The organism is Lacrimispora xylanolytica, assembly GCF_026723765.1.
GTDB lineage: Bacteria > Bacillota > Clostridia > Lachnospirales > Lachnospiraceae > Lacrimispora > Lacrimispora xylanolytica.
Genome location: NZ_CP113524.1, coordinates 4,364,618 through 4,388,322, shown reverse-complemented (window position 1 = coordinate 4,388,322; position 23,705 = coordinate 4,364,618). Strand labels below are relative to the sequence as shown.

Below are 23,705 nucleotides of genomic sequence, written 5' to 3'. Positions count from 1 at the left end.
GTGAGAGGATGATAGCATTTCTTAAGAATCAGTTCCTGGATTTTTTAAGAGAAGAAGACGGCGTAGGTGTAATTGAAGTGGTCTTAATTCTCGTGGTACTAATTGGCCTTGTTATTATTTTTAAGGACAGGATTAATGCGCTTCTTGAACTTACGTTTAAGCAAATTGATAATCAGTCAAAAGAGGTGTACTAATGCAGAAGAGCGGGCAAATCACAGTGTTCTTAAGCCTGGCGCTATTGTGCATCTTCAGCCTTATGTGCGGACTAATCGAGTCCGCACGTATGGCTGGGGCAAGATGCTACTTAAAGCTTGCAGCAGATTCTGCCATGGATTCCGTATTCAGTGAATATCACAGGGAGGCATGGGATCAATACCGTCTGTTTCTCCTTGAAGCAAAGGATGAAAAGGAGATAAAAGATTCCTGGAATCAATTTATGGAACCATACATGGACAGCTCTGGCTGGTATGGTATGGCGATGGAATCAGCGGAGGTATCTGACCGAGTGTCGATTACGGACGATGGCGGCTCCCATCTGGATAAGGAGATTCTTGATTACATGAAGTATGGAATTATAAAGGATATGCCTGATGCTGACGGTGCAGCAGATTTACTAAAAAATTTAAAAGAAGCATCTTCCGTTGAAAGTCTGTCTCAGTCTTATTCCGGGCACACAAAGGAGGCTGTGCGTCTGGAACGGGCGTTAGAAGACATCAATGACTGTTTAAGGGCGCAGAAGGATTACTGGGAGACGGCCCAAAGGCAGTTAGGAAATTATAATGGCAGTGGATTTAGAGAGAGCGCCCAGAAACTAAAAAGAGAGATGGATCGGATTCCCTCCCTGGTCACCACATATGGAAAGCGGGCAGACCAATTAAAAAAGAATCTGGATGAGACAAAACGTAAAAATGAAGCACTATCAAAAAATATCAGTCCAGAGATGCAAAAAGCCATGGCAGAGGAAGCAAATAGCTATGAAACTTATGTAAATCAGGATGGGCCTAGAAGAAACCAGGTGGAAGCGCTTCCAGAGCATATGGATATTCAAAAGACCGTGATCCAGCAGGCCATGGAAAGAGCCGAAGAGGTAGAAGATACTATTGACAATTGGGTGTATGACGATGAGGAAGATTCCGGACCAGATTTTAGTGAACTGTGGGGATCTGTAGAGGATATCTGGAACCGGATTCAAATATCGGTGCTATCCTACTCAAATGGCGTAAAGGACCCTGAGAAACAGAGAATATTAGAGCAAATAGAAGGATTTGCGGAACAGGGATTATTAAACCTTGTACTTCCAGAAGGCAGTCAGGTTTCCAAAGGGATGGTAAACAGTGATTCCTTTCCTTCTGCTTCTATGAGTGCTTTAGAAGGCGCTTCAATTAATCTTCTGGAACGCCTTGTTTTTGAAGAGTATTGCAGCAGGTTTCTGACAAATTTCTGCTCGGAAGAAGAAAAAGAGTTTAAGTATGAGCTGGAATATCTCATATCCGGAAAAACAAATGATGAGGATAATTTAAAAAGGGTAGTCACAGAACTGGTAGCAATTCGGGAAGGTATGAACCTGATCCATATCCTTTCAGACAGCGAGAAAAGGCAGGAAGCCAACGCGTTAGCCAGTGTGATTACCGGCGTCACTGGTCTCGCTCCTCTTACTGGAGTAATCGCATTTTTTATCATGACAGTATGGGCATTGGGTGAGGCAATCGTAGATGTAAAAATGCTGCTGGAGGGAAAAAAGACCGCTTTTATAAAATCAAGGGAAACCTGGAATTTAACGTTATCCAGTTTGTTGGAGTTAGGTAAAACGGGGAAATCTTCTGGTGGTAAGGCAGGAGATAAGGGAATCGACTACACAGGATACTTAAAGCTTTTAATGTTTCTTTCCGATCAGAAGGTGCAAAATTATCGTCTTATGGACATGATCCAGTGGAACCTATGTAAAAGCCAAGGGGATTTTCGTATGGAAAACTGCGTCTATCAGGCAGAGATAAAAGGAAATGTAAAAGCGAAACACCTGTTTTTTGGAGGCAGCAATCCCTATTATCCATTGGATGTCAGAACAGAGAAAGCATATTAAAGGAAGGAGGCAGATGATCATGCCCTTTTTCAGGCGGCCAGCAGGAAAAAAGAATAAAAAAATTGTTACTCTCCAGGTACAAATCCCCGTCTCTAAAGGACGGCCTTCTGTAAAAAGGGTATTATCATCTGCCTTTAGCTCCAAGCGGGAGGGCAGTCTGACGATTGAAGCCGCTATGGCACTTCCTTTATTTGTTTTTTTCATGATTATAATGATGATGCCTATGGTCATCATGAATATAAACCGGCAGGTTCAAACAGCTCTTGAAGAGGCTGGGGAAGACTTAAGCCAGTATGCTTATCTCCTTGAGAATGGAAAACAGAACGAGCAGGAAACCACCTCCAATACAAAAGGGATTCAAAAAGAGATTCTTGAGAGTCTTGCAGGAGAAGGTGTGCTTTTTTATGTGAGAAAGAGAGTAGAAGACAAAGCAGATGTAAGCCGCCTGGAAGCAATCTCCTTTGCCAGATCCTCAGTTCTTCGGGACGGGGAAACCATTGACCTTATTATGGATTATCGGGTCAAGCTGCCTTTTTCGGTGTTTAGCTTAAAAAGCGTGCCTATGACAGCCAGGTCCACGCGCAGGGCCTGGATTGGAAAAAAGGGTATGGAGGAGGCTAAGGCATTGGAATCTGAAGAAATTGTCTATATTGGAAAGGGAAGTACAAGATACCACAAGTCAAGAACATGCCACTACTTATATAACAACTTAGAACAGATAGCACGAAGTGAACTGGTGCAAATGAGAAACTTATCCGGCAGTACCTACAAACCCTGTAGCCGATGCCAGCCCTCTAAGGAGGGAAACAGCCCTGTCTATATCATGCCGTCAGGAGAAAAGTATCATGGGGATAAGAATTGTTCTTCAATTATATCCTATGTTTCTGCCGTTCCCATTGAATCTGTGCGCCATTTGGGAGCGTGCTCATATTGTTCGCAATAGGAGGTCTAAACATGCCTGAAGGCATAAGTAAAATCGTATTTACCATATTTTTAGTCTATTCTGCATTTCAGGATGGAAGAAGTAAAACCATAAGTGTCTGGCTTTTGTTCGCGGCTGGAACATCAGGCATTCTATTTATCATAATTTCTGGACAAGGAATAGGTGACAGACCCTTAAGCTGTCTCATAGGGCTTCTCATGGTGGGAATCAGTCGGATTTCAGATGGAGCCATTGGGGAAGGAGATGGATGGTTTTTTACGGTCAGCGGTCTGTTTCTTAATCTATTAATAAATCTAAAGCTGTTGGTTTACGGTGTATTCTTAAGTGGATTTGTCTGCATGGGAATTTACATCTTTTTTCGCTTAAAGGGAAACGATGTGAAGAAGGTCACCATTCCATTTCTACCGTTTCTTCTTCCAGCCTGGATAGGATTGGTGATGTTATGAAATGTCAGGTATCAGGAAGCTTTACCGTGGAAGCTGCCATTGTCATGGCGGTTGTTTTGTGGGCTTTGCTGGCTTCAATTCAGACCGCGTACTATGTCAGAGACAGGACCGTTGGGGCGATGGCCATATCAGAGGCAGTCCAAAGACTTAGGCATAATGAGTCCGAGCCTGAAGCTGAGGCAATTTCATGGGCAGAAAAAAGGGCAGGAAAACCGTTTTATTGGGACAGGTATGAGTTCGACTTAAAACTTTCTGGAAATCCCATAACCGGAAAAAAGGTAAAGGCTTCAGGAGCAGGAGGAACGTGGAAGTTTTCCCTGGAGAAAAACGTATATGATCCGGAAAATTTTATAAGAATGGCCACTCTTTTGGAGCAGGAGGAATAAGATGAAAATTACATACAGGCGGGAAATGAAGCATAATTATTTGATTATAAACCCCGACATACCAGAATATAAAGGATTTGAATCGCAGATGCTGGAAAAAAACTCCATTGAGGGACTTTTAGAATTTCATATAAAAAGCCTGGACGGACAACGGTCATGTTATTATGAGATTACCTCGAAGCAGTCCTTAAGCCGTATTTTGGAGTACAAGAGCCTGGGAGAAGAAGAGCTTAGAACGCTCATTGGCGGAATTGCCCGCACCCTTTCAAGATTGGAAGCATATCTGTTAAAGGAAGATCAGATTTTGCTGGATCCGGAATATATATATGTGGACCCTGAGCGTTTTAAGGTGTTTCTTTGCCTCATACCTGGAAGAAAGGGAACCTTTTCTCAGGAGATGACTGAGCTTCTTAGGTATCTTCTGGGCAAGGTCAATCATCAGGACAAGGAATGTGTGGTCATGGCTTATGGACTTTATCAGGAAAGTCTGAAAGACAATTACGGGATCGATGACCTTCTTGAAATCACAGAAAATAAATCAAATGACCTTAAATATGGTGCTTCAATGGATAAAAACCATATATTAGATGAAGAAGAGTACCATGGCGTAATATCACCCCAGCTCGCAGTCAAGGACGAAGAGAGGTACGAAACAATAATTCCTGAGAATCAGTCTGAGATAAATTCGGAATACAGCCTGGTAAGAGTTCTTTTACTGATTTCAGTTGCCATAGCAGTTCCGGTTCTTATATTGTGGCTGGTATCAGGAATTCGCGGAGTGTTCCAGTTCTGGTACGTTCCTTTTGGTGCAGGCTGCCTTTCTTTGGCAGTACTTCTTTTTTTCGGCGGAAGGAATGATTCAGCCAAAGAGAGGGCGTCAGAGGGAGAAGCTGTTGAGATTGAAACAAACAAAACACGAGATATAAATAAGGCGGGAGCAAAGCCAGATATAACTAAATGGGATAATAAAAATCATTCCAGTGATAAGATGAATGGTGTAAAAAAAGACAGCTTAAAAAGAGATAATAAGAAGGACAATATAAAGCAAGTCAGTAGCAAAAAGGGTAGTAACAAAAAAGATAGTAACACTAAGGATAGTAACATTAAGGACAATTACAAAACGAATCATAGCGACAGGGACTATTACAAAAAGGATAATAAAAAAAGTGACAGTTACATAAAAGATAAGATGGATTACGCTCCAGAAAAGGAATACGATTGGCAGATGGCATTTCTAGAGGAAGATGAAGAGCCAGCTAACCAGCCGGAAGAAAAAGACGAGGAGATAATTTTACAGACGGTTCTGCTAACAGACACTACAGCAGATAATAATACCCGGTATCTAAGGGCGGTGGGATCAGAAGTTCCGGATATCACCATATCCTATGTTCCATATCTTATTGGAAAACAGGAGGGATTGGTGGACTATGTCCTGGAAAGCGAAACCATAAGCAGAATTCATGCTAAAATTGACCGGGAAGGGGAAGAATATCAGTTATGTGATTTAAACTCCACCAACGGAACATCAGTAAACGGCAGGATGCTGGAAACCAATGAAACCGTAACGTTAAATAAGGGAGATGAAATTTTTATCGCAAATTTCGCGTTTATATTTACATAATATGTTAATTTGTGCTAAAATAATTATATTATTTTAGGAGGAGAACTGTGATGGAAGACTTATACAGGCGAAAAAAGGCATTTGTCAATATGGGATTTATCATTTTAAATGTTATTTATTTCCTGTATCTGGAAATGACAGGCTCCACAGAGAATACGCAGTTCATGGTTTCCCATGGAGCCATGTATGCGCCTCTAGTCGTAGAGGGCGGTGAGTATTACCGCCTCTTTACTTCTATTTTTATGCATTTTGGAATCAATCATATTATGAACAATATGCTCATTTTGTTTATTTTGGGTGATAACCTGGAAAGAGCCCTGGGACATGTGAAGTATTTCTTTTTTTATCTGATCTGCGGAGTAGGCGCGAATATAATCTCCATGATTGTTAATCTTGGAGATTATCGGCTGATCGTTTCTGCGGGAGCTTCCGGAGCAATCTTTGGTGTCATCGGTGGTCTTTTATATGCAGTAGTGGTAAACCGGGGAAGGCTGGAAGATCTAAGCACCCGGCAGCTTGTTGTGGTCATTGTGTGTTCCCTGTATTTTGGCTTTTCCAGCACAGGTGTAGATAATGCAGCTCACATTGCGGGACTTTTCGTGGGTATTTTAATGGGGATTGTTCTGTATCGTAAGCCGAAAAGGCCTGGACGCATGGAAAATTGGGAATAATACTTTTGGGAAGGAGGTGAGAGTGTGAGAGAAGATGATTGCATTTTCTGCAAAATTGCAAATGGGGACATACCTTCAGAAACACTGTATGAGGATGATACATTTCGCGTTATTATGGATTTAGGACCGGCTACAAAAGGGCATGCCCTGATTCTTCCAAAACATCATTACAAAGATCTTTGTGAGCTTGACGGAGCGACAGCAGCCAAGGTCCTTCCGTTGGCAGCAAAAATTGGGAACGCCATGAAAACCACATTAGGCTGTGCCGGATTCAATGTTGTGCAGAATAACGGAAAAGAAGCAGGTCAGACTGTTTTTCATTTTCACGTACATTTAATTCCTCGTTATGAGGAAGGCCCTGTTATGGTTTCATGGGTATCGGGCAAGGCAAGTCCGGAAGACTTAGCACAGACAGGAGCCGCTATTAGGAGCGCCCTGTAATCAGAGGGGCATTATCAATGAGCATACATAAAGATGAAAATATGTTGTTGCAATCCATTTATGGGGAGTACCAGGGCTTGCTTCGACGGATTGCAAAGACACTCCACGTTCCGGATATGGAACTGGATGATGTCGTACAGGAAACATTTATTGCATACTTTGAAAACTATTCGCTGACCTGGACTGAAACGCGAAAGAAAAGTATGCTGATTAAGATACTAAAGAGTAAATCAATCGACTGCCTCCGAAAAAATGGACACTATGAAAAAGTAAGCTTGAACCAGGAGGATGCAGCCAATGAGGTAGCATTGCTTGCAAGCTATGTGATTACAGATCCCCTTGATATGATTCTTGAAGAGGAGGCTGTTTTAATGATCACAAGTGAAATATCTAATATGAGGGAAGAGTGGAAAGAGATGGCTGTCCTTTATTTCTTAAAACAGCTTACGATTCCAGAGATTTGTGAATTGTTAGGGATTCCGGGAACGGTATGCCGCTCCCGGATATACCGGACAAGAGTCTGTCTAAAAAGGATTCTTGGACCCAGCTTTGATACATAAATTATTTTCCGGTCAGGGATTCAACCATTTCTACTATGGCATCAATAGCGTTATGCTGTTCACTCTGTTCCATATTTGAAATGTAAGATTTCCTGTTCTGATACGTTTCGGATACGGCCTTAAGAAGGGAGTCTCCTGATAGATTTTCCTCTTCCAGGAGAAAGCTGAATCCCTGCTTATGAAAGGATCTTGCGTTTAAAATCTGATCACCTCTGCTGGCAGCGGCAGAAAGAGGAATCAGAATGTTTGGCTTTCTAAGGGCAAGTATTTCACAGATAGCGTTTGCTCCGGCTCTTGATATCATCAGATCAGCAGCAGCAAATAAATGCTTTAAAGGAGCATCTACATACTCATATTGTACATATCCAGTGGTACTTATAAGGCTCTCATCCAGATTGCCTTTTCCACAGATATGTATGATCTGGAAATCCTTTAAAAGCTTGGGAAGTATTTCTCTTACTGCATTGTTGACTGTTACGGAACCGAGACTGCCTCCGATGATTAATATCACAGGACGGGTTTCGGAGAGCTTGGCAAAACTTAACCCCTTAAGACGATCCCCCTGTAACAATTCTTTGCGAATGGGGGAGCCTGTTAAAATGGCTTTTTCTTTTGGAAGATAGGCCAGTGTTTCCGGGAAATTGCAGCAGACATTTGTTGCAGCAGGAATACACAGCTTATTAGCAAGACCTGGTGTCATATCGGATTCGTGAATGATAACGGGTATCTTTAAACGTTTGGCAGCCAGTACAACAGGAACTGCTACAAAACCACCTTTAGAGAATACGACATCCGGTCTGTAATTTTTAAGAAATTTTAATGCTTCCCCATATCCTTTTATGACGCGGAATGGGTCAGTAAAATTTTTGGGGTCAAAGTACCGGCGGAATTTACCGGAGGAGATGCCGATGTAGGCAATACCAGCTCCCTCTATGAGTTTCCGCTCGATTCCCTGATAGGAACCTATATAGTGAATGTCATAATTTCTCTCTTTTAAAGAGGGAATCAGAGCCAGGTTCGGGGTAACATGACCAGCAGTGCCTCCGCCGGTTAACACGATTTTTTTCATAAAGCGTTGCCTCCCAGATTCGATATACTATTAATAGTAAACGCTGACGGTAAAAAGTCAACCCCAAAGAGTATGAAGACTTAAGGATAACTTGTATTTAAGAGGTGCAGACATGGAGCAGGGAAGAGACAATCATAATAAATGTTCCATTTTAAAATGTAACAAAAAGAGTAAGGCTTCCCAGGAGAAAATGGAAGCATATCTGCTTGATTATATGCAGCAGCACCCGGAAATAACACCGGATCCCCCTTCTCCTCCGCCTGGTGAATTCCAGACGATCATGGCAGAGATGAGACGCCGGGGAGCAACCACTGTTTTAAACAGACAACTTAAACTTCGGAGCAAATATCGAAGATTAGTATATTATCTGCATAAGCCATTTATGGTATCCATGGTGATTTGTGTCATTTTTTCCGTGACATCCATTGGAGTTTGTGCCGGTAAAGCTGAAAAATACCGTATAAGTAAAGCTAAGATACCAGAGACAAAAATCTGGCATGAAGATGATACCCTTTGTTTTCTTCCATTCATATCTCCATCGGAAGGAGCCACGGATTCGCATCGGGCTGAAAGAAAGATAAAAAGTTATCAAAAGGATCATGAAATCAATGATATTCCAGAGATCAACCGGAAAATCACATTTCATTCTTCCAATAACTTACCCATCAGATGAAAGGCGATATTCTAAATCAGGGTGGTATTATAATAGGAAACATATGAAAAACCAGATGAATAAGAAGAAATTCCTGACAAAACAGCAGCTGTATTATAACTCCCGTTTTATCAGGAATTTTTATTTTAATCTCAGGAAATCAAGTTCTTTAACCATTCTTCCTCTTTAAAACCAGTTAAAACAAAATCCTCCCCAATGATCAGCGGCCGCTTCACCAGCATACCATTGGTTGCAAGAAGCCGGATCTGTTCTTCTTCACTCATTCCTGGAAGGGCTTCTTTTAGATTCTGTTCCTTATAGATATTGCCGCTGGTGTTAAAGAACTTCTTTATGGGAAGACCGCTTTTTTTAATCCATTCTAAAAGCTCATGTTCCTTTGGGTTTTCTTCTTTTATATTCCTTGCTTCATAAGATATATTGTGCGCATCCAGCCACTTTTTTGCGTTTTTACAGGTGCTGCAGGGCGGATACTGTAAAAATAGTAAACTCATAGGTTGGCTCCTTTCCATTTTCTTTTGCTTTCATATATATTTTACCTTGAAACCTATTGAATGAAAAGGAAAGATTTGGAATAGAATGTAATAATCAAGGAAACCCGGGAGAAATAATGAGATTTTTAATGTTTTTGTCAGAGGCACTGGTGCCTTTAATCATCTTTTATATTGTTGGTTTTGGTATTTTATCAAAACGTCCTGTTTTTGATGATTTTATAAATGGTGCAAAAGATGGGATGAAGACGGTAGCAGGTATCCTTCCCACTTTAATCGGTCTTATGACAGCGGTTGGAGTCCTTCGCGCTTCTGGCTTTCTTGATTTTCTTTCCGGCCTGCTGACTAAGCCGGCATCCCTTTTGTATTTACCGGCTCCAGTGGTCCCTGTAATTTTAATCCGTATGGTATCCAACTCAGCAGCCATTGGACTGGTGTTAGATATCTTTAAAAAATATGGCACAGACTCTTATATCGGTATGGTTACCTCCATAATTATGAGCTGTACAGAGACCTTATTTTATTGCTTAAGTGTTTATTTCGGAACCGTAAAAATACGTAAAACCAGGTATGCCCTTACCGGTGCTTTGACAGCAACCATTGCAGGAATTGCAGCCAGTGTCATTTTAAGCCGTATTTTGGTATAAAAGGGATTATTTCATCTCCATTTTAAGAATTTCATAAGAATTCAAGTGGTTGTCTATAAATACATAATCATGTATAATTACGAGGAAGCTTTTATTGTCATAACAATATGAAAGGGATTAACGTGGATACTTACGGAACTCTTAACGAAGTATTGGTAAGACTGTTTCGGGATATTATGGATATTGAACAACAGGCTATCATTACCCAGGAATTTAATAATATTACGAATAATGATATGCATGTAATAGAAGCGATCGGCGTCGGAGAACCTAAAAATATGTCGACCATTGCCAGAGAGCTGTCTGTTACGGTTGGGACGCTTACCATAGCCATGAACAGCCTTGTAAAGAAAGGGTATGTGACCCGCCAAAGAGGGAAAGAGGACCGGCGAGTGGTTTACATTTCACTTTCAGAAAAAGGGAAACAAGCCTTTGAACACCATGCCAAATTTCATCAGGAGATGATTCGGGGCATTGTCGATTCACTAGGCGAAGATGAGATAGAAGTTTTGATCAAAGCTCTGACCAATCTTAACCACTGGTTTCGGAGCCTTTAAGAGAGTTTAAGGAGGCAATACGCAATTATGAGAAAATTCATCGTGATGTTAATGAGCGTTATAATGATGATGTCCCTGTCAGCGTGTACACCAACACAGCCTAAGATGGAGACAACGGCACCAATTCCCCAGGCAGAGGCTTCTACCGGTGGCGCAAGTGACAAGGTTCCGGATCCTAACGTGGAACCAATGGAAATCATCTCTGTATATAGCAAGAATAGCGATGGTACTGGCCTTAACCAGGCTATGGATGCAGTGGACAAGCTCACGGCAGAGGCTTTGGTGGATAAGCTGATTGAATACGGTGTTCTGGAAGAAGGAACAACCGTTGTTAAATACGAATCAAAAGATGGCAAAGGTACGCTGGATCTATCCAAGATGCCTGCAAAAGGAGGGAATGATTTAGTTACTCTGACTGCAGTGGGCAATACCTTTATAGAGAATTTTTCATTGGATAAATTAAAGGTTCTGGTAAATGGAAAGAATTATTCCGGCGAGAAGGTGAAGCAGGGTGATAATGATTTGCTGGAATACGTAAAAGACTATAAACAGATTGGTTAGGGTGTGTCTGAAAACTCATTTGATAAGATCTGGAACATAAAAGAGGCAGGAGCATAGGTAACATGCTCCTGCCTCTTATTCGTAAGGTTTGTTTTTGTTAAACTTAATATTAGCTGGATCTGAGCTCTTTACCAAGCCAGTTACGAAACTCCGGCAGTATGACGGAAAATGGTGCTGGACCAATATCCAGTAAAAAGGTATGAAACTCTTTTAAATTGAATTTGTCTTTTAAGATTTTCTCGGCGGCATTTCTCATTTCCATGATTTCTAAATATCCCACATAGTACTCCATGTAGTTGGTTGGATTCTCTACCAGGCTGTTATAAATGGAATCCACGATATCCGTTTTCTCCACATTGTAGAAGGTACTAAGGTACTTCGCTGTCTGCTCCTTATCCCAACCTTCATAATTAATGCAGATATCAAGATACGCATAAATCCCCAAAGTAACCGCAGAGTTGTGTGCCAGGAGCTTTCCAAGATCCGGGTCCAGTCCGTTGTCAAGGGTATAAGAGTAATTTTCTACGTAGGTGGCCCACCCTTCCGAATAGCTTGAGAAGGATAAAATACTTCTTAAGTCGTTGGGGCTTTTGCTCAGGAAGTAAACATTCTGGTACAAGTGTCCCGGATATCCTTCATGGGCCAGAGTGGTATAAAGATCGTCATTTTGAAACCTTGGATTACCATTAATATAGATAATATTATCTTCGTACCGGTCAATAGGCGGTACCAGATAAAAGGCAGGGCTTAAGGAAGATTCCAGGGCTTTCGGAACATATTTGACCGTGTACTGGTTCTTTGGAAGCTCAGGAAAGTCCTTGGCGATCTGAGATTTTAAGGACTCTAAAATATCTTCCGGTTTCGTTACATTAAAGGAATAAGTATCAAGCTGATCGAGAACCTTTGGATTCTCCTTCGTAATCTGACCAAGAGCCTTAATGTCAGAGGTAATCTGTTTTTCAATGGCTTTTTTTAAGCTGTCTACGGAATCATAAGAGGTTCCGGTATTTGAATTGACCAGGTACTCAAAATATTTCTTCCCTTCCGGATACCAGGAAAGACCTTTGTCATTCTTTCCGGTCCCCATAAGGGCAGTAATTCCATTAATCAGGTTTTTATAGGCCGGAACAAAATGCTCCTCAAGGACCTTTAAATTCTTTTCTTTGTAAGCAGCTTTTTCTTCCGGGGTCAGATCATTTAAAGCATCGATCCTGGTGTTAAAGGTCTCTGAGAGAAAGCTGTGGTCCGGCTGAATCAAATAAGCTTCACATGATTTTAAAACATGATCCGCAGCAGAATCTGACATAAAGAGACCGGCTTCTGATTTTTGCTTTTCAAACTCCAGAATCTGTGAATAATAATCATCAATGGTAGAAAGCAGTGACAGATAATGGTCCACATCGTCCTTTTTGTAGAAGGCGTATTCCGCAAATAGGACAGGAAGCTGTGCCTGAATGCCAATGGTTGTAGTAAGCGGCTGAGTATAAAGCTCCAGGCCTTCCGAAGCCATCTCTGTATCTATGTAGGAGTAAAGAATCTGATAAGTCAGGCGCTGATCCTTTGTCAGTTTTCTGGGATTAAACTGATTCAGTTTTTTCTTTAGCTCAGCCAGATCCTTTGAGTTTTTCTTCATGTTATCCAGGGAAAAGTCCCCCAGCGTCAGAGGAACCGTTTTAAGCCCCCGGGAAGCCGGATCTGCCATGGTAAAATGAAAGCTGATCCCAGAGTTGCTTATTTCATTTCGGAATAAATCGTCCGTAAACAGATCAAAATTTTTCTGCATGGATACATCAGCAGCATTGTAATGCTCATATCCCGTACCAGAGGGGGTAGCGGCTGACTTTGGCGGCGGCGTGCACGAACAAAGCAGGGAGACCACCAGGAAAATGGAAATCAGCCATCGGCCTCTTTTAAAAAATTTGTTTGTCATATATGATTCCTCCGTAATTCACTATTAATATTTATATGTGGGAAATGAAAAAGTCATGACTAAACAGGGAATTAAGAAGGTTCCCTGCTTGACAAACTTCTTCGAAGCCATTACACTAGGATTACTAACAATGATCTATATGAGAATGCTGAGAAAAGAAGAGTAAGAGATAAGGTTCATGTGCAGAGACTTCCGTATGCTGAAAAGGAAGCTTGGACTTATTTCCCAATATGGCCTTGGAGCAGCGGAACCGAACTGGCATATTACATGCTTTTAGATTCCGACGGTTACACCCGTTATCGTGTCAGACTGTATAAGCAGCTTAGGAATTATGAAGATTCTGAGTGCGTATGCAGCCGGTAAGGTCCATGCTGTAAGGCATGGATAAATTAAAGTGGTATCACGGGATAATCGCCCGTCTTTAAATTTCCGAGAGGATATTTTAAGACGGGTTTTTCTTTGGAGAAAGCAGCCTAATTTCCGTAGCAACTCATGATAGAACCAGGAGGGAAGAACATGTGTAAAGAATCAAACAAAAAACCTTATTATATTACAACCGCCATTGCCTATGCATCCGGAAAGCCTCATATTGGTAATACTTATGAAGCTGTATTGGCAGATGCCATTGCCCGCTATAAAAGAGCCGAGGGCTACGATGTATTTTTCCAGACAGGAACCGATGAGCATGGACAAAAGATCGAAGAAAAGGCGAAAGCAGCCGGAGTGACTCCAAAGGAATTCGTAGATCAGGCAGCCGATGGAATCAGAGGAATCTGGGATTTAATGAATACCTCCTATGATAAATTCATCCGTACCACCGATGAATACCATGAAAAGCAGGTTCAGAAGATCTTTAAAAAGCTTTATGATCAGGGCGATATCTATAAAGGACATTATGAAGGCCTTTACTGTACTCCCTGCGAATCCTTCTTTACCGAGTCTCAGCTGGTGGATGGAAAGTGCCCGGACTGCGGCGGCGAAGTGAAGCCTGCCAAGGAAGAGGCATACTTTTTCCGCATGAGTAAATATGCGGACCGTCTCATCGCTCATATTAATGAGAACCCGGAGTTTATCCAGCCGGTTTCCAGAAAAAATGAGATGATGAACAACTTCCTGCTTCCAGGACTTCAGGACCTTTGCGTATCCAGAACAACATTTACCTGGGGTATTCCAGTCAGCTTTGATCCAAAGCATGTAACGTATGTATGGCTGGATGCTTTGACAAACTATATTACAGGAATCGGCTATGACTGTGATGGAAACAGCACCGAGCAGTATCAGAAGCTTTGGCCGGCAGACTTACACCTTATCGGTAAGGACATCATCCGCTTCCATACCATTTACTGGCCTATTTTCCTGATGGCACTCAATATTCCTCTTCCAAAGCAGGTATTCGGCCATCCATGGCTGTTACAGGGCGATGGAAAGATGAGTAAATCAAAGGGAAATGTTCTTTATGCCGATACCTTAGTGGATTTCTTTGGTGTGGATGCCGTCCGCTACTTTGTGCTTCATGAGATGCCCTTTGAAAATGATGGCGTGATCTCCTGGGAGCTTATGGTCGAGCGCATGAATTCTGACCTTGCCAATATTCTTGGAAACCTTGTAAACCGTACCATTTCCATGTCCAATAAATACTTTGGCGGCGTGGTAACAAACGGAAAGGATTCCGATGCATTTGATGAAGACTTAAAAGCAGTGGTACTTGACGAGGTGAAAAAGGTTCAGGAGAAGATGGAGAAGCTTCGTGTGGCTGATGCCATCACTCATATCTTTAATATTTTCAGAAGAAGCAACAAATATATTGACGAGACCGCACCCTGGACACTTGCAAAGGACGAGGAAAAGAAAGCCCGTCTGGAAACCGTGTTATTCCATTTAACAGAAGCAATTACCATTGGAGCTTCCCTTCTTGATTCCTTTATGCCGGAAACCTCAAAGAAGATTTTAAGCCAGCTTAACACCGAAAAGAGAGAGCTGTCCCAGATGAGCGAGTTTGGACTTTATCCGTCAGGAGGCAAGGTAACAGAACAGCCTGAGATCCTTTTTGCCCGTATGGACATCAAGGAAGTAATGGATAAGGTAGATGCCCTGTTCGCTCCGGTAGAAGAGGCCAAAGAGTCAGCCGTAGAGTCCGGAGATGTGATAGACATTGAGCCTAAGGCAGAAATTGAATACGATGATTTTGCAAAGCTTCAATTCCAGGTAGGAGAGATCATTGCCTGTGAAGCAGTGCCGAAATCCAAAAAGCTTCTCTGCTCCCAGGTACGCATCGGAAGCCAGGTAAAGCAGATCGTAAGCGGCATTAAAGCTCACTATTCTCCAGAAGAAATGGTTGGCAAAAAGGTAATGGTTGTGGTAAACTTAAAGCCGGCCAAATTGGCTGGTGTTGTATCCGAAGGCATGCTTTTATGTGCGGAAGATGCAGAAGGCAATCTATCCCTTATGGTTCCGGAGAAGACCATGCCGGCAGGAGCAGAAATCTGCTAATATAAGGGAACATCAGACGATAAAAAAACGTAAACAAGGCAGGCCGGGTTTTTGAAATCCGGTCTGTTGTATTAAAAAGGAGAATTCCATGCAGGAGACAACAAGCCCCACAAGAGAAGGATTCACCGGATATACCCTTAAGCTTATTGCTGTGGTCACCATGTTCATTGACCACATCGGTGCAGTATTAATAGAAAATGGAATATTTAAGAACCCTAATATGGACTTAACTCAGACCTTTATGGGGATTACCCAGGTAAAGCTATGGGGATATCTTGACTTTGCCCTTCGTGTCATAGGAAGAATTTCGTTCCCCATCTTTTGTTTTCTTCTGGTACAAGGCTTTATTCATACCAGAAATGTAAAGCGTTATAGCTTCAGGCTTCTAATATTTGCTCTGGTTTCTGAAGTACCCTTTGACTTGGCAATTTCAGGGGAATGGTTTCACCCGGAGTACCAGAATGTGTTATTTACCCTGCTCATCGGACTTTGGGTCCTGACCGCTTACCAGAAGGCATTTGGCGACCCATTAAAGCAGGTTCTGGCCATTGTAGTTGGCTGTGGCGCGTCTGTATTAATAAAATGTGACTATAATATTATTGGTATTGTATTAATACTGATCTTTTACGTATATCGGGATAAGCCCAAATTACAAAGTCTTTTATCTGGTTTTGTGGCGGCACTGCAAAGCCTTTACTGCTTAGGCGCCGGGGCATTGGCCCTGTTCCCGATCCGCAATTACAACGGAGAAAGAGGGAAAAGGAGTTTGGATAAGTTATTCTACTGGTTCTATCCAGTCCACCTTCTTTTACTCTATCTTATTTACCTTTTAATTGTAAAATTATAAATGAGGAGATACCATGATTTTTGATACACACGCCCATTATGATGATGAGGCATTTGAGGAGGACAGGGAAGAGCTGTTAAACAGCCTTGCCCTCCACGGCATAGAAGCGGTGACCAATGTGGGAGCCAGCATAAAAACTTCTCAGAATACCATGAATATGGTAGACAAGTATCCCAATGTTTACGGTGCCATCGGTGTGCACCCAAACGAGACCGGAGAACTTGACGAAGAGGGAATGATATGGTTAAAGGAACAATCCTCCCACCCAAAGATTGTAGCCATCGGAGAAATCGGTCTTGACTACTACTGGGATGAGCCAGACCGTGAAATACAGAAAAAATGGTTCATACGCCAGCTTGACCTGGCAAGAGAAGTGAGCCTTCCCATCATCATTCACAGCAGAGATGCGGCCAAAGATACTCTGGATATCATGAAGGCAGAAAAATCCCAGGAGCTGGGAGGCGTCATCCACTGCTTTTCCTATGGAAAAGAGATGGCGAGAGAATACTTGAACATGGGGTTCTATCTGGGAATCGGCGGCGTTCTTACCTTTAAGAATGCAAAGAAGCTGAAAGAAGTGGTAGAATATATGCCAATGGAACAGCTGGTGCTGGAAACAGACTGCCCGTACCTGGCACCGGTGCCAAACAGAGGAAAGCGGAACTCTTCCTTAAATCTTACCTACGTGGTAAAGGAAATCAGCGAGATCAAAGGCATATCCGAAGAAGAAGTCATAAAGATCACCAACCAAAATGCAAGAACCATGTACCGAATCAGGTAACAGGAAAGAAAGCGGAGGACAAGAATGGCAACACTGGGAAATCCCCAAAAAACGATTGAGATCATTCAAAAATACGAATTCATGTTCCAGAAAAAGTTTGGACAGAATTTTTTAATTGACACCCATGTACTGGATAAGATCATACTTGCGGCAGGAGTAACAAAGGAAGACTGCGTGTTAGAAATCGGACCGGGAATCGGAACCATGACACAGTATTTGGCAGAGAATGCGGGCCATGTGGTTGCCGTAGAAATCGATTCCAATTTAATCCCCATTCTGAAAGAGACCCTTGCAGATTATGATAATGTGACAGTCATACACGATGATATCCTTAAGGTTGACATAAATAAAATCGCCCAGGACTATAACGGAGGACGCCCCATTAAGGTAGTGGCAAATCTTCCTTACTATATTACCACCCCCATTATTATGGGACTCTTTGAAGGCGGCGTCCCCATTGACAATATAACCGTAATGGTTCAAAAGGAAGTCGCAGACCGGATGCAGGTCGGCCCAGGGTCTAAGGACTACGGCGCCCTATCCCTTGCAGTCCAGTATTATGCAGAGCCATATATCGTTGCCAATGTTCCGCCAAACTGCTTTATGCCCCGTCCGGGAGTGGGTTCTGCGGTGATTCGTCTTACAAGACATAAAACTTCTCCTGTAGAGGTAATGGAGCCGGATCTCATGTTCCGCCTCATCCGCGCTTCCTTTAACCAGAGAAGAAAGACCCTTCAAAATGGATTAAACAATTCCCCTGAGGTCTCCTTTACCAAGGAACAGATCATAGAGGCCATAGAACAAATGGGACTTTCCCCATCCGTTCGTGGAGAAACCTTAACATTAAAAGAATTTGCAGGTTTAAGTAACTGCTTTACTCAAATGAAACAGATATAAAAAGGCGTAAAAAGCCTGACCTTCGGCACCATTAGCATGGTGCCGTTTTTATTATATAGGAAAGTTCTACGAACTCCCCTATATAACAAAAAGCACGACCTGCAGGATGCACATGACGCCTAAGAGGAAGATGTCACTAAAGTGACGCGCGTCAGCGCCAGAGTCTGACAAGTCAGACTCTTTCTAGTGTAACAAGGAATTAAAAAACCCTATGTATGATGGAGTAAAAATGAAGTATGATAATAGAAACGCAATGAAGTGAATAAGCTATAGAATGGAGTGATGCATATGAAACAAAAAAAGAAAATTGGGAAAATGCTTGTCTTAGGTGCAGCCGCAGCCGCCACCGGCATAGCCGCCAAAAAGACATACGATTATTACAAAAGCAAAAAGGGCCAGAAAGAGGAAACCCCCCAGGCAGAAAATAAAAAAGCCTACTTTATAGGAGGCGGCCTGGGGAGCCTTGCAGGTGCTGCCTATCTCATCAGGGACTGCAGCATGCCGGGAAACCAGATTACCATCTATGAAGGTATGCACATATTAGGTGGAAGCAATGACGGAATCGGAACGCCGGAAAAAGGCTTTGTCTGCCGGGGCGGCCGTATGCTCAATGAAGAAACGTATGAGAACTTCTGGGAGCTGTTTCGTACGATTCCCTCCCTGGAGAACCCCGGTCGCAGTGTGACAGATGATATCTTAAATTTCGACCACGCCCACCCAACAAATGCAAAAGCCAGACTCATTGATAAAGAAGGTAACATCCTGGATGTGAAATCCATGGGCTTTACCCAAAAAGAACGATTGGCATTGTTTCGTCTCATGAACACGCCAGAAGAAAAGCTTGATGACATGACCATAGAAGAATGGTTTGCTGACATGCCTCATTTCTTCACTACGAATTTCTGGTATATGTGGCAGACTACCTTTGCATTCCAGAAATGGAGCAGCCTTTTTGAATTCCGCCGCTATATGAGACGAATGATTCTGGAATTTTCAAGAATTGATACCTTAGAAGGCGTAACAAGGACTCCATACAACCAATATGACAGCGTAATCCGCCCCTTAGAATTATATTTAAGAAAGCAGGGCGTGGTATTTGCAGAAAATTGTGTTGTTAAGGATATTGAGTTCGCACAAGGGGAAGGAATTACGGTAAAAGCCCTTCACCTAAAAGATTATGGCATAGAACGAACCGTGGAGCTCTCCGATCGGGATATCTGCATTATGACAAATGCCTGCATGACCGACAGTGCCACTCTGGGAGATCTTCACACGCCAGCCCCAGAGCCCGTACTTCGCCCAATTTCAGGGGAGCTGTGGAGCAAGGTAGCGGTTAAGAAGCAGGGACTTGGAAATCCATATCCCTTCTTTGGAGATGTTCATGAGACGAACTGGGAAAGCTTTACCGTGACAAGCAAAGGAAATAAGCTTCTTAAAATGATAGAGCGGTACTCCGGCAATGTTCCGGGAAGCGGTGCGCTTATGACCTTTAAGGATTCCAACTGGCTCTTAAGCATTGTAGTGGCAGCTCAGCCCCATTTTACAAACCAGCCCATGGATCAGACTATTTTCTGGGGTTACGGCCTTTATACCAGTGAGGAAGGCAATTTCGTGAAAAAACCAATGAAGGACTGTACCGGAGAAGAGATGTTTATCGAACTTCTTCATCACCTTCATATGGAAGATAAAAAAGACGAGCTGCTTCATGACGTAGTTAATGTAATTCCATGTATGATGCCTTATGTGGATGCTCAGTTCCAGCCAAGAAAGATGGCGGACCGTCCTAATGTAGTCCCCAAAGGCTCCACAAACTTTGCCATGGTCAGTCAGTTCGTAGAGATTCCTGATGATATGGTATTTACCGAAGAATACTCGGTTCGAGCCGCCAGAATGGCAGTTTATACCCTTATGGGGATAAAGAAAAAAGTATGTCCTGTTACGCCTTATTTCAATGATCCTAAGGTCCTTTTAAAAGCGTTAAAAACATCATATCGTTAATTATCAATCAATGTGTCCTCGTGGGCCAGACATTTTTCTTCGGAAGATGCCTGGCCCTTTTATACGTTATCACGGTAACACTCTACTATACAAAGGAGAAATGGCATAATTACCTCGTTGCAAAGAGTTATTTTCTATGATATGCTAATAACTGCGTTGTCTGCGATTGACGGACGTAAGATAAAGAATTTGGAGGAAAGAAATATGAAGAAAACGGCACTCGTATTAGCGGCTGTTCTTGCTTCCAGTGTTGTTTTAACAGCATGTGGCGGTTCCGGTAAATCCGGCGCCCAGAACAACAATACCCAAGGCACAGAAGCAGCAGGAACCACAGCTGGCGGCCTCGATCTGGCTGTACAGATCGGACCAGATCCGGAAACAATTGATCCGGCATTAAACTCTTCCATGGATGGTGCAAACATGATTCTGCACGCATTCGAGACCCTGATGACGGTTGATGAGAAGAATAACATCATTCCCGGACAGGCAGAAAAATTTGACGTAAGTGATGATGGTCTCACTTATACCTTCCATTTAAGAGAAGGTTTAAAGTGGAGCGACGGTTCTGACCTTACGGCTGATGATTTTGTATATTCCTTTAAGCACCTGGCAGATCCAATGACTGCAGCACCATATGCAGCAGACATGCTTTCCATGGTAAAAGGATACGAAGATGCCGCAAAAGGAAATCTTGATTCACTTGGTGTTTCCGCACCAGATCCTAAGACCTTTGTCGTAGAGCTTTCCGCTCCATGCGTTTATTTTGATAAAATTGTTACCCATGCAAGTATGGTACCAGTAAAAAAAGATGTAGTAGAAGCTAAGGGTGACCAGTGGTCTTTAAGCCCTGATTCCTATATTTCCAACGGACCTTTAAAGATGATCGAATGGGTTCCCGGTTCACACATCACATTTGCAAAAAATGAAAACTACTGGAATGCAGATAAAGTTACCGTTAACACCATCAAATTTGTACTGATGGAAGACTCTAACGCAGCTTACAGCGCATATCGTACCGGAGAAATCCAGATGATCCGTGATGTACCTACAGAAGAGATTCCAAGCTTAAAGGGCAACCCTGAGTTCCACATTGAACCACGTATGGCTACTTCTTATACTATTTTCAACACTCAGAAGGCACCTTTTGATAATGTGAAAGTACGCCGCGCATTAAGCCTTGCCGTAGACCGTGCTTACATTGCAAATACGCTGATGATGGAAACAGCTTCTCCAGCAGCTAACTTTGTAGGACCTGGAATTTCTGACAAGGAAGACGGTTCCTCATTTGAAGAAGAGACCCGTAAACTCAACGGCGGAGATTTCTTTGATATCGAAAATCATGAAGAAGATGTAAAGAAAGCTAAAGCACTTTTAGCAGAAGCAGGATATCCGAACGGTGATGGCTTCCCAGTGATTGAATACATGACAAACGATGCAGGTTACAACAAGGCAGTTGCAGAGTATTTACAGAACGCATGGAGCGAGCTTGGTGTAAAGATGGATATTAAGATCGTAGAATGGTCCACCTTCACCCCAACCCGTCGTGCCGGTGACTTCCAGATCTGCCGTGGCGGCTGGGTATACGATTACGATGACCCATCTAATATGCTGAACGTTCTTTCTTCTGAAAGCGGAAACAATGATGGTAAGTATAACAACCCGGAATTCGATGCTGCTTTAAATCAGGCCAGAGATACTGCGGATAAGGCAGAGCATTATGAGAAGCTTCATTTAGCAGAGAAGATCATTATGGAAGATGCAGCCGTTTCCCCGCTTGTATATGCAAATGATTATTATATGCAGAATACAGACATTAAGGGAACCTGGCACTCTCCATATGGATACTGGTTCTTTATGTACGCGACCAAATAATAAAACCAATCAATGATTCTTAAATAAAGAGTAAAAAATACGCTTTGATCGGAACTTTTAAAAGCTTCCGCACCAAGGCGTATTTTTTCTTACTCCATATGATTTTAATGCGTAACCTTATCCAATGGTATCGTCATAACAGGCACGCACTCCACCGATGTACTTGGCTCTGGTACGTGCGGCAATCACACGTGCAGAGCCGATGTATTTGGTATCGATTCGTACAGGAACTGCAACGGCGCGCAAATGCATGCCAATCAGAGTATCTCCAATATCAAGTCCAGCATGAGCCCTGATCCATTCCACAGCCACAGGGTGAGAAAACGTATGATAGGCTGCAGTTGCAAGAGAACCTCCTGCCTTAAGCTGAGGAAGTACATTCACTGGTTCGTAGCCATAACGTTCAGCCGCCTCTTCCTCCAGAATTAAGGCTCGGTTTAAATGCTCGCAGCACTGAGCAGCCACATAAATCCCTTGGTCAGAGAACACCTGATGGATTGCCGTAAAGACTTCTTTTCCAATCTCTTCACTGGAATGAGAGCCGATCTGATGATTGGCGATTTCACTGGATGAGCATCCGATCACCACTAAGTCACCCTTTTTTAAATGTGCGGCTTCCAAAAGCTCCTTTGCAGCCTTTAGAGCCTGGTTTCTGATTTCTTCTAACATGGTATGACCCTTTCTTTCAGACGGAGCGCAGCTGTGCCTATAATGCTTCCCGGATAGCCTCAGCCATTTCCTCATATTCCTTATCAGTAAGATAGACCTTGTCCGGGTTCATAGTAAAGGTACCGCCCCATTCATCTCCCCCGTTATACTTGGGAACGATGTGCATATGGAGGTGGCAGCCGGTGTCTCCATAAGCCCCGTAGTTGACTTTATCCGGGTGGAATACCTTATGAATGGCTTTTGCGACCTTGGAGACCTCTCCAAAGAATGCATTTCTTTCTTCGTCGCTGATATCGATCATTTCACTGACATGATCCTTATAGGCCAGAATGACTCTGCCCTTTTTGCTCTGCTCCTTAAATAAATATAAAAAACCTGTTTCCATTTCACAAATGGGGTAACCGAATTTTGCAACCAGATCGCCCTTCATGCAGTATGCGCAGTTTGGATCCTTCATAATCATGTACCTTCTTTCTGAGAGTGTGTAGTAGTTTATACATAAATTCTATTCTATCAAAAAGCAATGAGGATTAAAAGAGAAGAGGAAAAAAATTATTATAAATATAAAAAACAGCAGATTCCAATGGGTAGCCCAATGGAATCTGCTGTTTTACAAAAAGTATGTATTAAGCTTTGCTTTTTAAATGGTTAGCAACCTTAACATCTTCTTTTTTAATGTGATTGATCAGCCATCCAGCAATGGCGCTGTTGACTTCTCCAACCAGTGAGATGGTAGGGCCGTCCTTTTCAAGCTTCTGGCAGATGCCGGCAACCACTTTCTTAAAATCCTCGTGATAGCGCTTGTGGTTAGCATAGTCAGGATACTGGCTCTGAAGCTGCAGCTTTTCCTCATCGCTGAAATGCTTGGCTGTATAGTCCTGTAAGAACTTTGTAGTGTTAGCAAGCTCCGTACGTCCCTTTCCGGTGGAACATGCGGTTAAAAGGTTATTGATTGCATCAATCAGCTGACGGTGCTCGTTGTCGATTAACTGGTTTCCAGTCTCTAAATCTTTCGTAAATGTATATGCCATAATTCGTCTCCGTTTCCCATTTTTTATTGATATTCTACACTATTTCC

The 23,705-nt window shown here is 42.6% G+C and carries 25 protein-coding genes and 1 other annotated feature; of the genes, 19 read left to right on the top strand and 6 right to left on the bottom strand.

All coding sequences use genetic code 11. The features are described 5' to 3' along the window. The first annotated feature begins 8 nt into the window (after window positions 1-8). Genes OW255_RS20215 through OW255_RS20175 form a run of 9 tightly spaced genes read left to right on the top strand, consistent with a single transcriptional unit; the run spans window position 9 to window position 7,148 of the window. A complete protein-coding gene (locus OW255_RS20215) occupies window positions 9-194 on the top strand; it encodes a Flp1 family type IVb pilin (protein ID WP_024838003.1) in 186 nt (61 codons plus the stop codon). Then, complete coding sequence (locus tag OW255_RS20210; RefSeq protein WP_268115148.1) at window positions 194-2,080, top strand: DUF5702 domain-containing protein; 1,887 nt, start codon at window positions 194-196, stop codon at window positions 2,078-2,080. The genes OW255_RS20215 and OW255_RS20210 overlap by 1 nt, the downstream gene beginning before the upstream one ends. A 19-nt stretch (window positions 2,081-2,099) precedes the next feature. After that, on the top strand, window positions 2,100-3,023 hold the full coding sequence (locus tag OW255_RS20205; RefSeq protein ID WP_268115147.1) for a hypothetical protein: 924 nt from the start codon (window positions 2,100-2,102) through the stop codon (window positions 3,021-3,023). An 11-nt stretch (window positions 3,024-3,034) separates the two neighbouring features. Then, window positions 3,035-3,469 (top strand): prepilin peptidase, encoded by a 435-nt coding sequence (locus OW255_RS20200; protein WP_268115146.1) that lies wholly within the window; start codon window positions 3,035-3,037, stop codon window positions 3,467-3,469. Between the two features lie 26 nt (window positions 3,470-3,495). Next, entirely contained in the window at window positions 3,496-3,855 is a 360-nt protein-coding gene (locus OW255_RS20195; protein ID WP_268115145.1) for a hypothetical protein, read from the top strand. Between the two features lies 1 nt (window position 3,856). Further along, window positions 3,857-5,476, top strand: coding sequence for a DUF6382 domain-containing protein (locus OW255_RS20190; protein ID WP_268115144.1), 1,620 nt, complete (start codon window positions 3,857-3,859; stop codon window positions 5,474-5,476). Between the two features lie 50 nt (window positions 5,477-5,526). After that, complete coding sequence (locus OW255_RS20185; RefSeq protein ID WP_268116643.1) at window positions 5,527-6,147, top strand: rhomboid family intramembrane serine protease; 621 nt, start codon at window positions 5,527-5,529, stop codon at window positions 6,145-6,147. 24 nt (window positions 6,148-6,171) lie between these two features. Next, entirely contained in the window at window positions 6,172-6,588 is a 417-nt protein-coding gene (locus tag OW255_RS20180; protein ID WP_268115143.1) for an HIT family protein, read from the top strand. A 17-nt stretch (window positions 6,589-6,605) separates the two neighbouring features. Then, the gene (locus OW255_RS20175; protein WP_024838011.1) at window positions 6,606-7,148 is read left to right on the top strand and encodes an RNA polymerase sigma factor; all 543 of its coding nucleotides are present in this window, start codon (window positions 6,606-6,608) and stop codon (window positions 7,146-7,148) included. A gap of 1 nt (window position 7,149) precedes the next feature. On the opposite strand, the gene OW255_RS20170 is transcribed toward OW255_RS20175, so the two are convergent. Further along, on the bottom strand, window positions 7,150-8,217 hold the full coding sequence (locus OW255_RS20170; RefSeq protein ID WP_024838012.1) for an undecaprenyldiphospho-muramoylpentapeptide beta-N-acetylglucosaminyltransferase: 1,068 nt from the start codon (window positions 8,215-8,217) through the stop codon (window positions 7,150-7,152). A gap of 112 nt (window positions 8,218-8,329) precedes the next feature. Between OW255_RS20170 and OW255_RS20165 the strand changes: the two genes are divergently transcribed. After that, window positions 8,330-8,890, top strand: coding sequence for a hypothetical protein (locus tag OW255_RS20165; RefSeq protein ID WP_024838013.1), 561 nt, complete (start codon window positions 8,330-8,332; stop codon window positions 8,888-8,890). 131 nt (window positions 8,891-9,021) lie between these two features. On the opposite strand, the gene OW255_RS20160 is transcribed toward OW255_RS20165, so the two are convergent. Continuing rightward, window positions 9,022-9,381 carry an arsenate reductase family protein gene (locus OW255_RS20160; RefSeq protein ID WP_268115142.1) on the bottom strand — a complete coding sequence of 120 codons (360 nt, stop codon included), beginning with the start codon at window positions 9,379-9,381 and terminating at the stop codon, window positions 9,022-9,024. A gap of 116 nt (window positions 9,382-9,497) precedes the next feature. Here OW255_RS20160 and OW255_RS20155 point away from each other — a divergent pair, with 116 nt between their 5' ends. From OW255_RS20155 to OW255_RS20145, 3 genes are all read left to right on the top strand, one after another. Continuing rightward, window positions 9,498-10,025, top strand: coding sequence for a spore maturation protein (locus OW255_RS20155; protein ID WP_024838015.1), 528 nt, complete (start codon window positions 9,498-9,500; stop codon window positions 10,023-10,025). Between the two features lie 107 nt (window positions 10,026-10,132). Next, entirely contained in the window at window positions 10,133-10,582 is a 450-nt protein-coding gene (locus tag OW255_RS20150) for a MarR family winged helix-turn-helix transcriptional regulator (protein WP_024838016.1), read from the top strand. A gap of 27 nt (window positions 10,583-10,609) precedes the next feature. Further along, on the top strand, window positions 10,610-11,143 hold the full coding sequence (locus tag OW255_RS20145) for a GerMN domain-containing protein (RefSeq protein ID WP_024838017.1): 534 nt from the start codon (window positions 10,610-10,612) through the stop codon (window positions 11,141-11,143). Window positions 11,144-11,252: 109 nt separating this feature from the next. On the opposite strand, the gene OW255_RS20140 is transcribed toward OW255_RS20145, so the two are convergent. Beyond that, the gene (locus OW255_RS20140) at window positions 11,253-13,073 is read right to left on the bottom strand and encodes a DUF885 domain-containing protein (protein ID WP_268115141.1); all 1,821 of its coding nucleotides are present in this window, start codon (window positions 13,071-13,073) and stop codon (window positions 11,253-11,255) included. A 141-nt stretch (window positions 13,074-13,214) separates the two neighbouring features. Continuing rightward, window positions 13,215-13,499 (top strand) — a binding site (T-box leader). 90 nt (window positions 13,500-13,589) lie between these two features. On the opposite strand from OW255_RS20140, the gene metG reads away from it, so the two are divergent. The 6 genes from metG (at window position 13,590) to OW255_RS20110 (ending at window position 21,958) form a co-directional block, all read left to right on the top strand. Then, window positions 13,590-15,563 (top strand): methionine--tRNA ligase, encoded by a 1,974-nt coding sequence (metG, locus tag OW255_RS20135; RefSeq protein WP_268115140.1) that lies wholly within the window; start codon window positions 13,590-13,592, stop codon window positions 15,561-15,563. Between the two features lie 88 nt (window positions 15,564-15,651). Continuing rightward, on the top strand, window positions 15,652-16,410 hold the full coding sequence (locus OW255_RS20130; protein ID WP_024838020.1) for a TraX family protein: 759 nt from the start codon (window positions 15,652-15,654) through the stop codon (window positions 16,408-16,410). Between the two features lie 13 nt (window positions 16,411-16,423). Further along, entirely contained in the window at window positions 16,424-17,191 is a 768-nt protein-coding gene (locus OW255_RS20125; RefSeq protein ID WP_024838021.1) for a TatD family hydrolase, read from the top strand. A 24-nt stretch (window positions 17,192-17,215) separates the two neighbouring features. Then, window positions 17,216-18,088, top strand: coding sequence for a 16S rRNA (adenine(1518)-N(6)/adenine(1519)-N(6))-dimethyltransferase RsmA (rsmA, locus tag OW255_RS20120; RefSeq protein WP_024838022.1), 873 nt, complete (start codon window positions 17,216-17,218; stop codon window positions 18,086-18,088). Between the two features lie 288 nt (window positions 18,089-18,376). Beyond that, a complete protein-coding gene (locus tag OW255_RS20115) occupies window positions 18,377-20,086 on the top strand; it encodes an oleate hydratase (RefSeq protein WP_024838023.1) in 1,710 nt (569 codons plus the stop codon). 204 nt (window positions 20,087-20,290) lie between these two features. Further along, window positions 20,291-21,958: a peptide ABC transporter substrate-binding protein gene (locus OW255_RS20110; protein WP_268115139.1), complete on the top strand. Its 1,668-nt coding sequence runs from the start codon at window positions 20,291-20,293 to the stop codon at window positions 21,956-21,958. 117 nt (window positions 21,959-22,075) lie between these two features. Here OW255_RS20110 and OW255_RS20105 read toward each other — a convergent pair whose 3' ends face one another. The 3 genes from OW255_RS20105 to OW255_RS20095 all read right to left on the bottom strand — a co-directional run bounded on the left by OW255_RS20105 (window position 22,076) and on the right by OW255_RS20095 (window position 23,658). Then, a complete protein-coding gene (locus tag OW255_RS20105) occupies window positions 22,076-22,627 on the bottom strand; it encodes a TIGR01440 family protein (RefSeq protein WP_024838025.1) in 552 nt (183 codons plus the stop codon). 37 nt (window positions 22,628-22,664) lie between these two features. Beyond that, entirely contained in the window at window positions 22,665-23,084 is a 420-nt protein-coding gene (locus OW255_RS20100) for an HIT family protein (protein ID WP_035317730.1), read from the bottom strand. Window positions 23,085-23,253: 169 nt separating this feature from the next. Continuing rightward, window positions 23,254-23,658 carry a bacteriohemerythrin gene (locus OW255_RS20095; RefSeq protein WP_024838027.1) on the bottom strand — a complete coding sequence of 135 codons (405 nt, stop codon included), beginning with the start codon at window positions 23,656-23,658 and terminating at the stop codon, window positions 23,254-23,256. Between the last annotated feature and the right edge of the window lie 47 nt (window positions 23,659-23,705).

Excerpts from the sequence above, each read along its gene's own strand:
- metG (WP_268115140.1), top strand. The coding sequence starts at position 13,590 with ATGTGTAAAGAATCAAACAAAAAACCTTATTATATTACAACCGCCATT.
- OW255_RS20165 (WP_024838013.1), top strand. The coding sequence starts at position 8,330 with ATGGAGCAGGGAAGAGACAATCATAATAAATGTTCCATTTTAAAATGT.
- OW255_RS20205 (WP_268115147.1), top strand. The coding sequence starts at position 2,100 with ATGCCCTTTTTCAGGCGGCCAGCAGGAAAAAAGAATAAAAAAATTGTT.
- OW255_RS20170 (WP_024838012.1), bottom strand. The coding sequence starts at position 8,217 with ATGAAAAAAATCGTGTTAACCGGCGGAGGCACTGCTGGTCATGTTACC.
- OW255_RS20095 (WP_024838027.1), bottom strand. The coding sequence starts at position 23,658 with ATGGCATATACATTTACGAAAGATTTAGAGACTGGAAACCAGTTAATC.
- rsmA (WP_024838022.1), top strand. The coding sequence starts at position 17,216 with ATGGCAACACTGGGAAATCCCCAAAAAACGATTGAGATCATTCAAAAA.
- OW255_RS20200 (WP_268115146.1), top strand. The coding sequence starts at position 3,035 with ATGCCTGAAGGCATAAGTAAAATCGTATTTACCATATTTTTAGTCTAT.
- OW255_RS20100 (WP_035317730.1), bottom strand. The coding sequence starts at position 23,084 with ATGAAGGATCCAAACTGCGCATACTGCATGAAGGGCGATCTGGTTGCA.
- OW255_RS20175 (WP_024838011.1), top strand. The coding sequence starts at position 6,606 with ATGAGCATACATAAAGATGAAAATATGTTGTTGCAATCCATTTATGGG.
- OW255_RS20115 (WP_024838023.1), top strand. The coding sequence starts at position 18,377 with ATGAAACAAAAAAAGAAAATTGGGAAAATGCTTGTCTTAGGTGCAGCC.
- OW255_RS20130 (WP_024838020.1), top strand. The coding sequence starts at position 15,652 with ATGCAGGAGACAACAAGCCCCACAAGAGAAGGATTCACCGGATATACC.
- OW255_RS20150 (WP_024838016.1), top strand. The coding sequence starts at position 10,133 with ATGAAAGGGATTAACGTGGATACTTACGGAACTCTTAACGAAGTATTG.
- OW255_RS20210 (WP_268115148.1), top strand. The coding sequence starts at position 194 with ATGCAGAAGAGCGGGCAAATCACAGTGTTCTTAAGCCTGGCGCTATTG.
- OW255_RS20185 (WP_268116643.1), top strand. The coding sequence starts at position 5,527 with ATGGAAGACTTATACAGGCGAAAAAAGGCATTTGTCAATATGGGATTT.
- OW255_RS20215 (WP_024838003.1), top strand. The coding sequence starts at position 9 with ATGATAGCATTTCTTAAGAATCAGTTCCTGGATTTTTTAAGAGAAGAA.
- OW255_RS20110 (WP_268115139.1), top strand. The coding sequence starts at position 20,291 with ATGAAGAAAACGGCACTCGTATTAGCGGCTGTTCTTGCTTCCAGTGTT.
- OW255_RS20140 (WP_268115141.1), bottom strand. The coding sequence starts at position 13,073 with ATGACAAACAAATTTTTTAAAAGAGGCCGATGGCTGATTTCCATTTTC.
- OW255_RS20105 (WP_024838025.1), bottom strand. The coding sequence starts at position 22,627 with ATGTTAGAAGAAATCAGAAACCAGGCTCTAAAGGCTGCAAAGGAGCTT.
- OW255_RS20145 (WP_024838017.1), top strand. The coding sequence starts at position 10,610 with ATGAGAAAATTCATCGTGATGTTAATGAGCGTTATAATGATGATGTCC.
- OW255_RS20125 (WP_024838021.1), top strand. The coding sequence starts at position 16,424 with ATGATTTTTGATACACACGCCCATTATGATGATGAGGCATTTGAGGAG.
- OW255_RS20155 (WP_024838015.1), top strand. The coding sequence starts at position 9,498 with ATGAGATTTTTAATGTTTTTGTCAGAGGCACTGGTGCCTTTAATCATC.
- OW255_RS20160 (WP_268115142.1), bottom strand. The coding sequence starts at position 9,381 with ATGAGTTTACTATTTTTACAGTATCCGCCCTGCAGCACCTGTAAAAAC.
- OW255_RS20190 (WP_268115144.1), top strand. The coding sequence starts at position 3,857 with ATGAAAATTACATACAGGCGGGAAATGAAGCATAATTATTTGATTATA.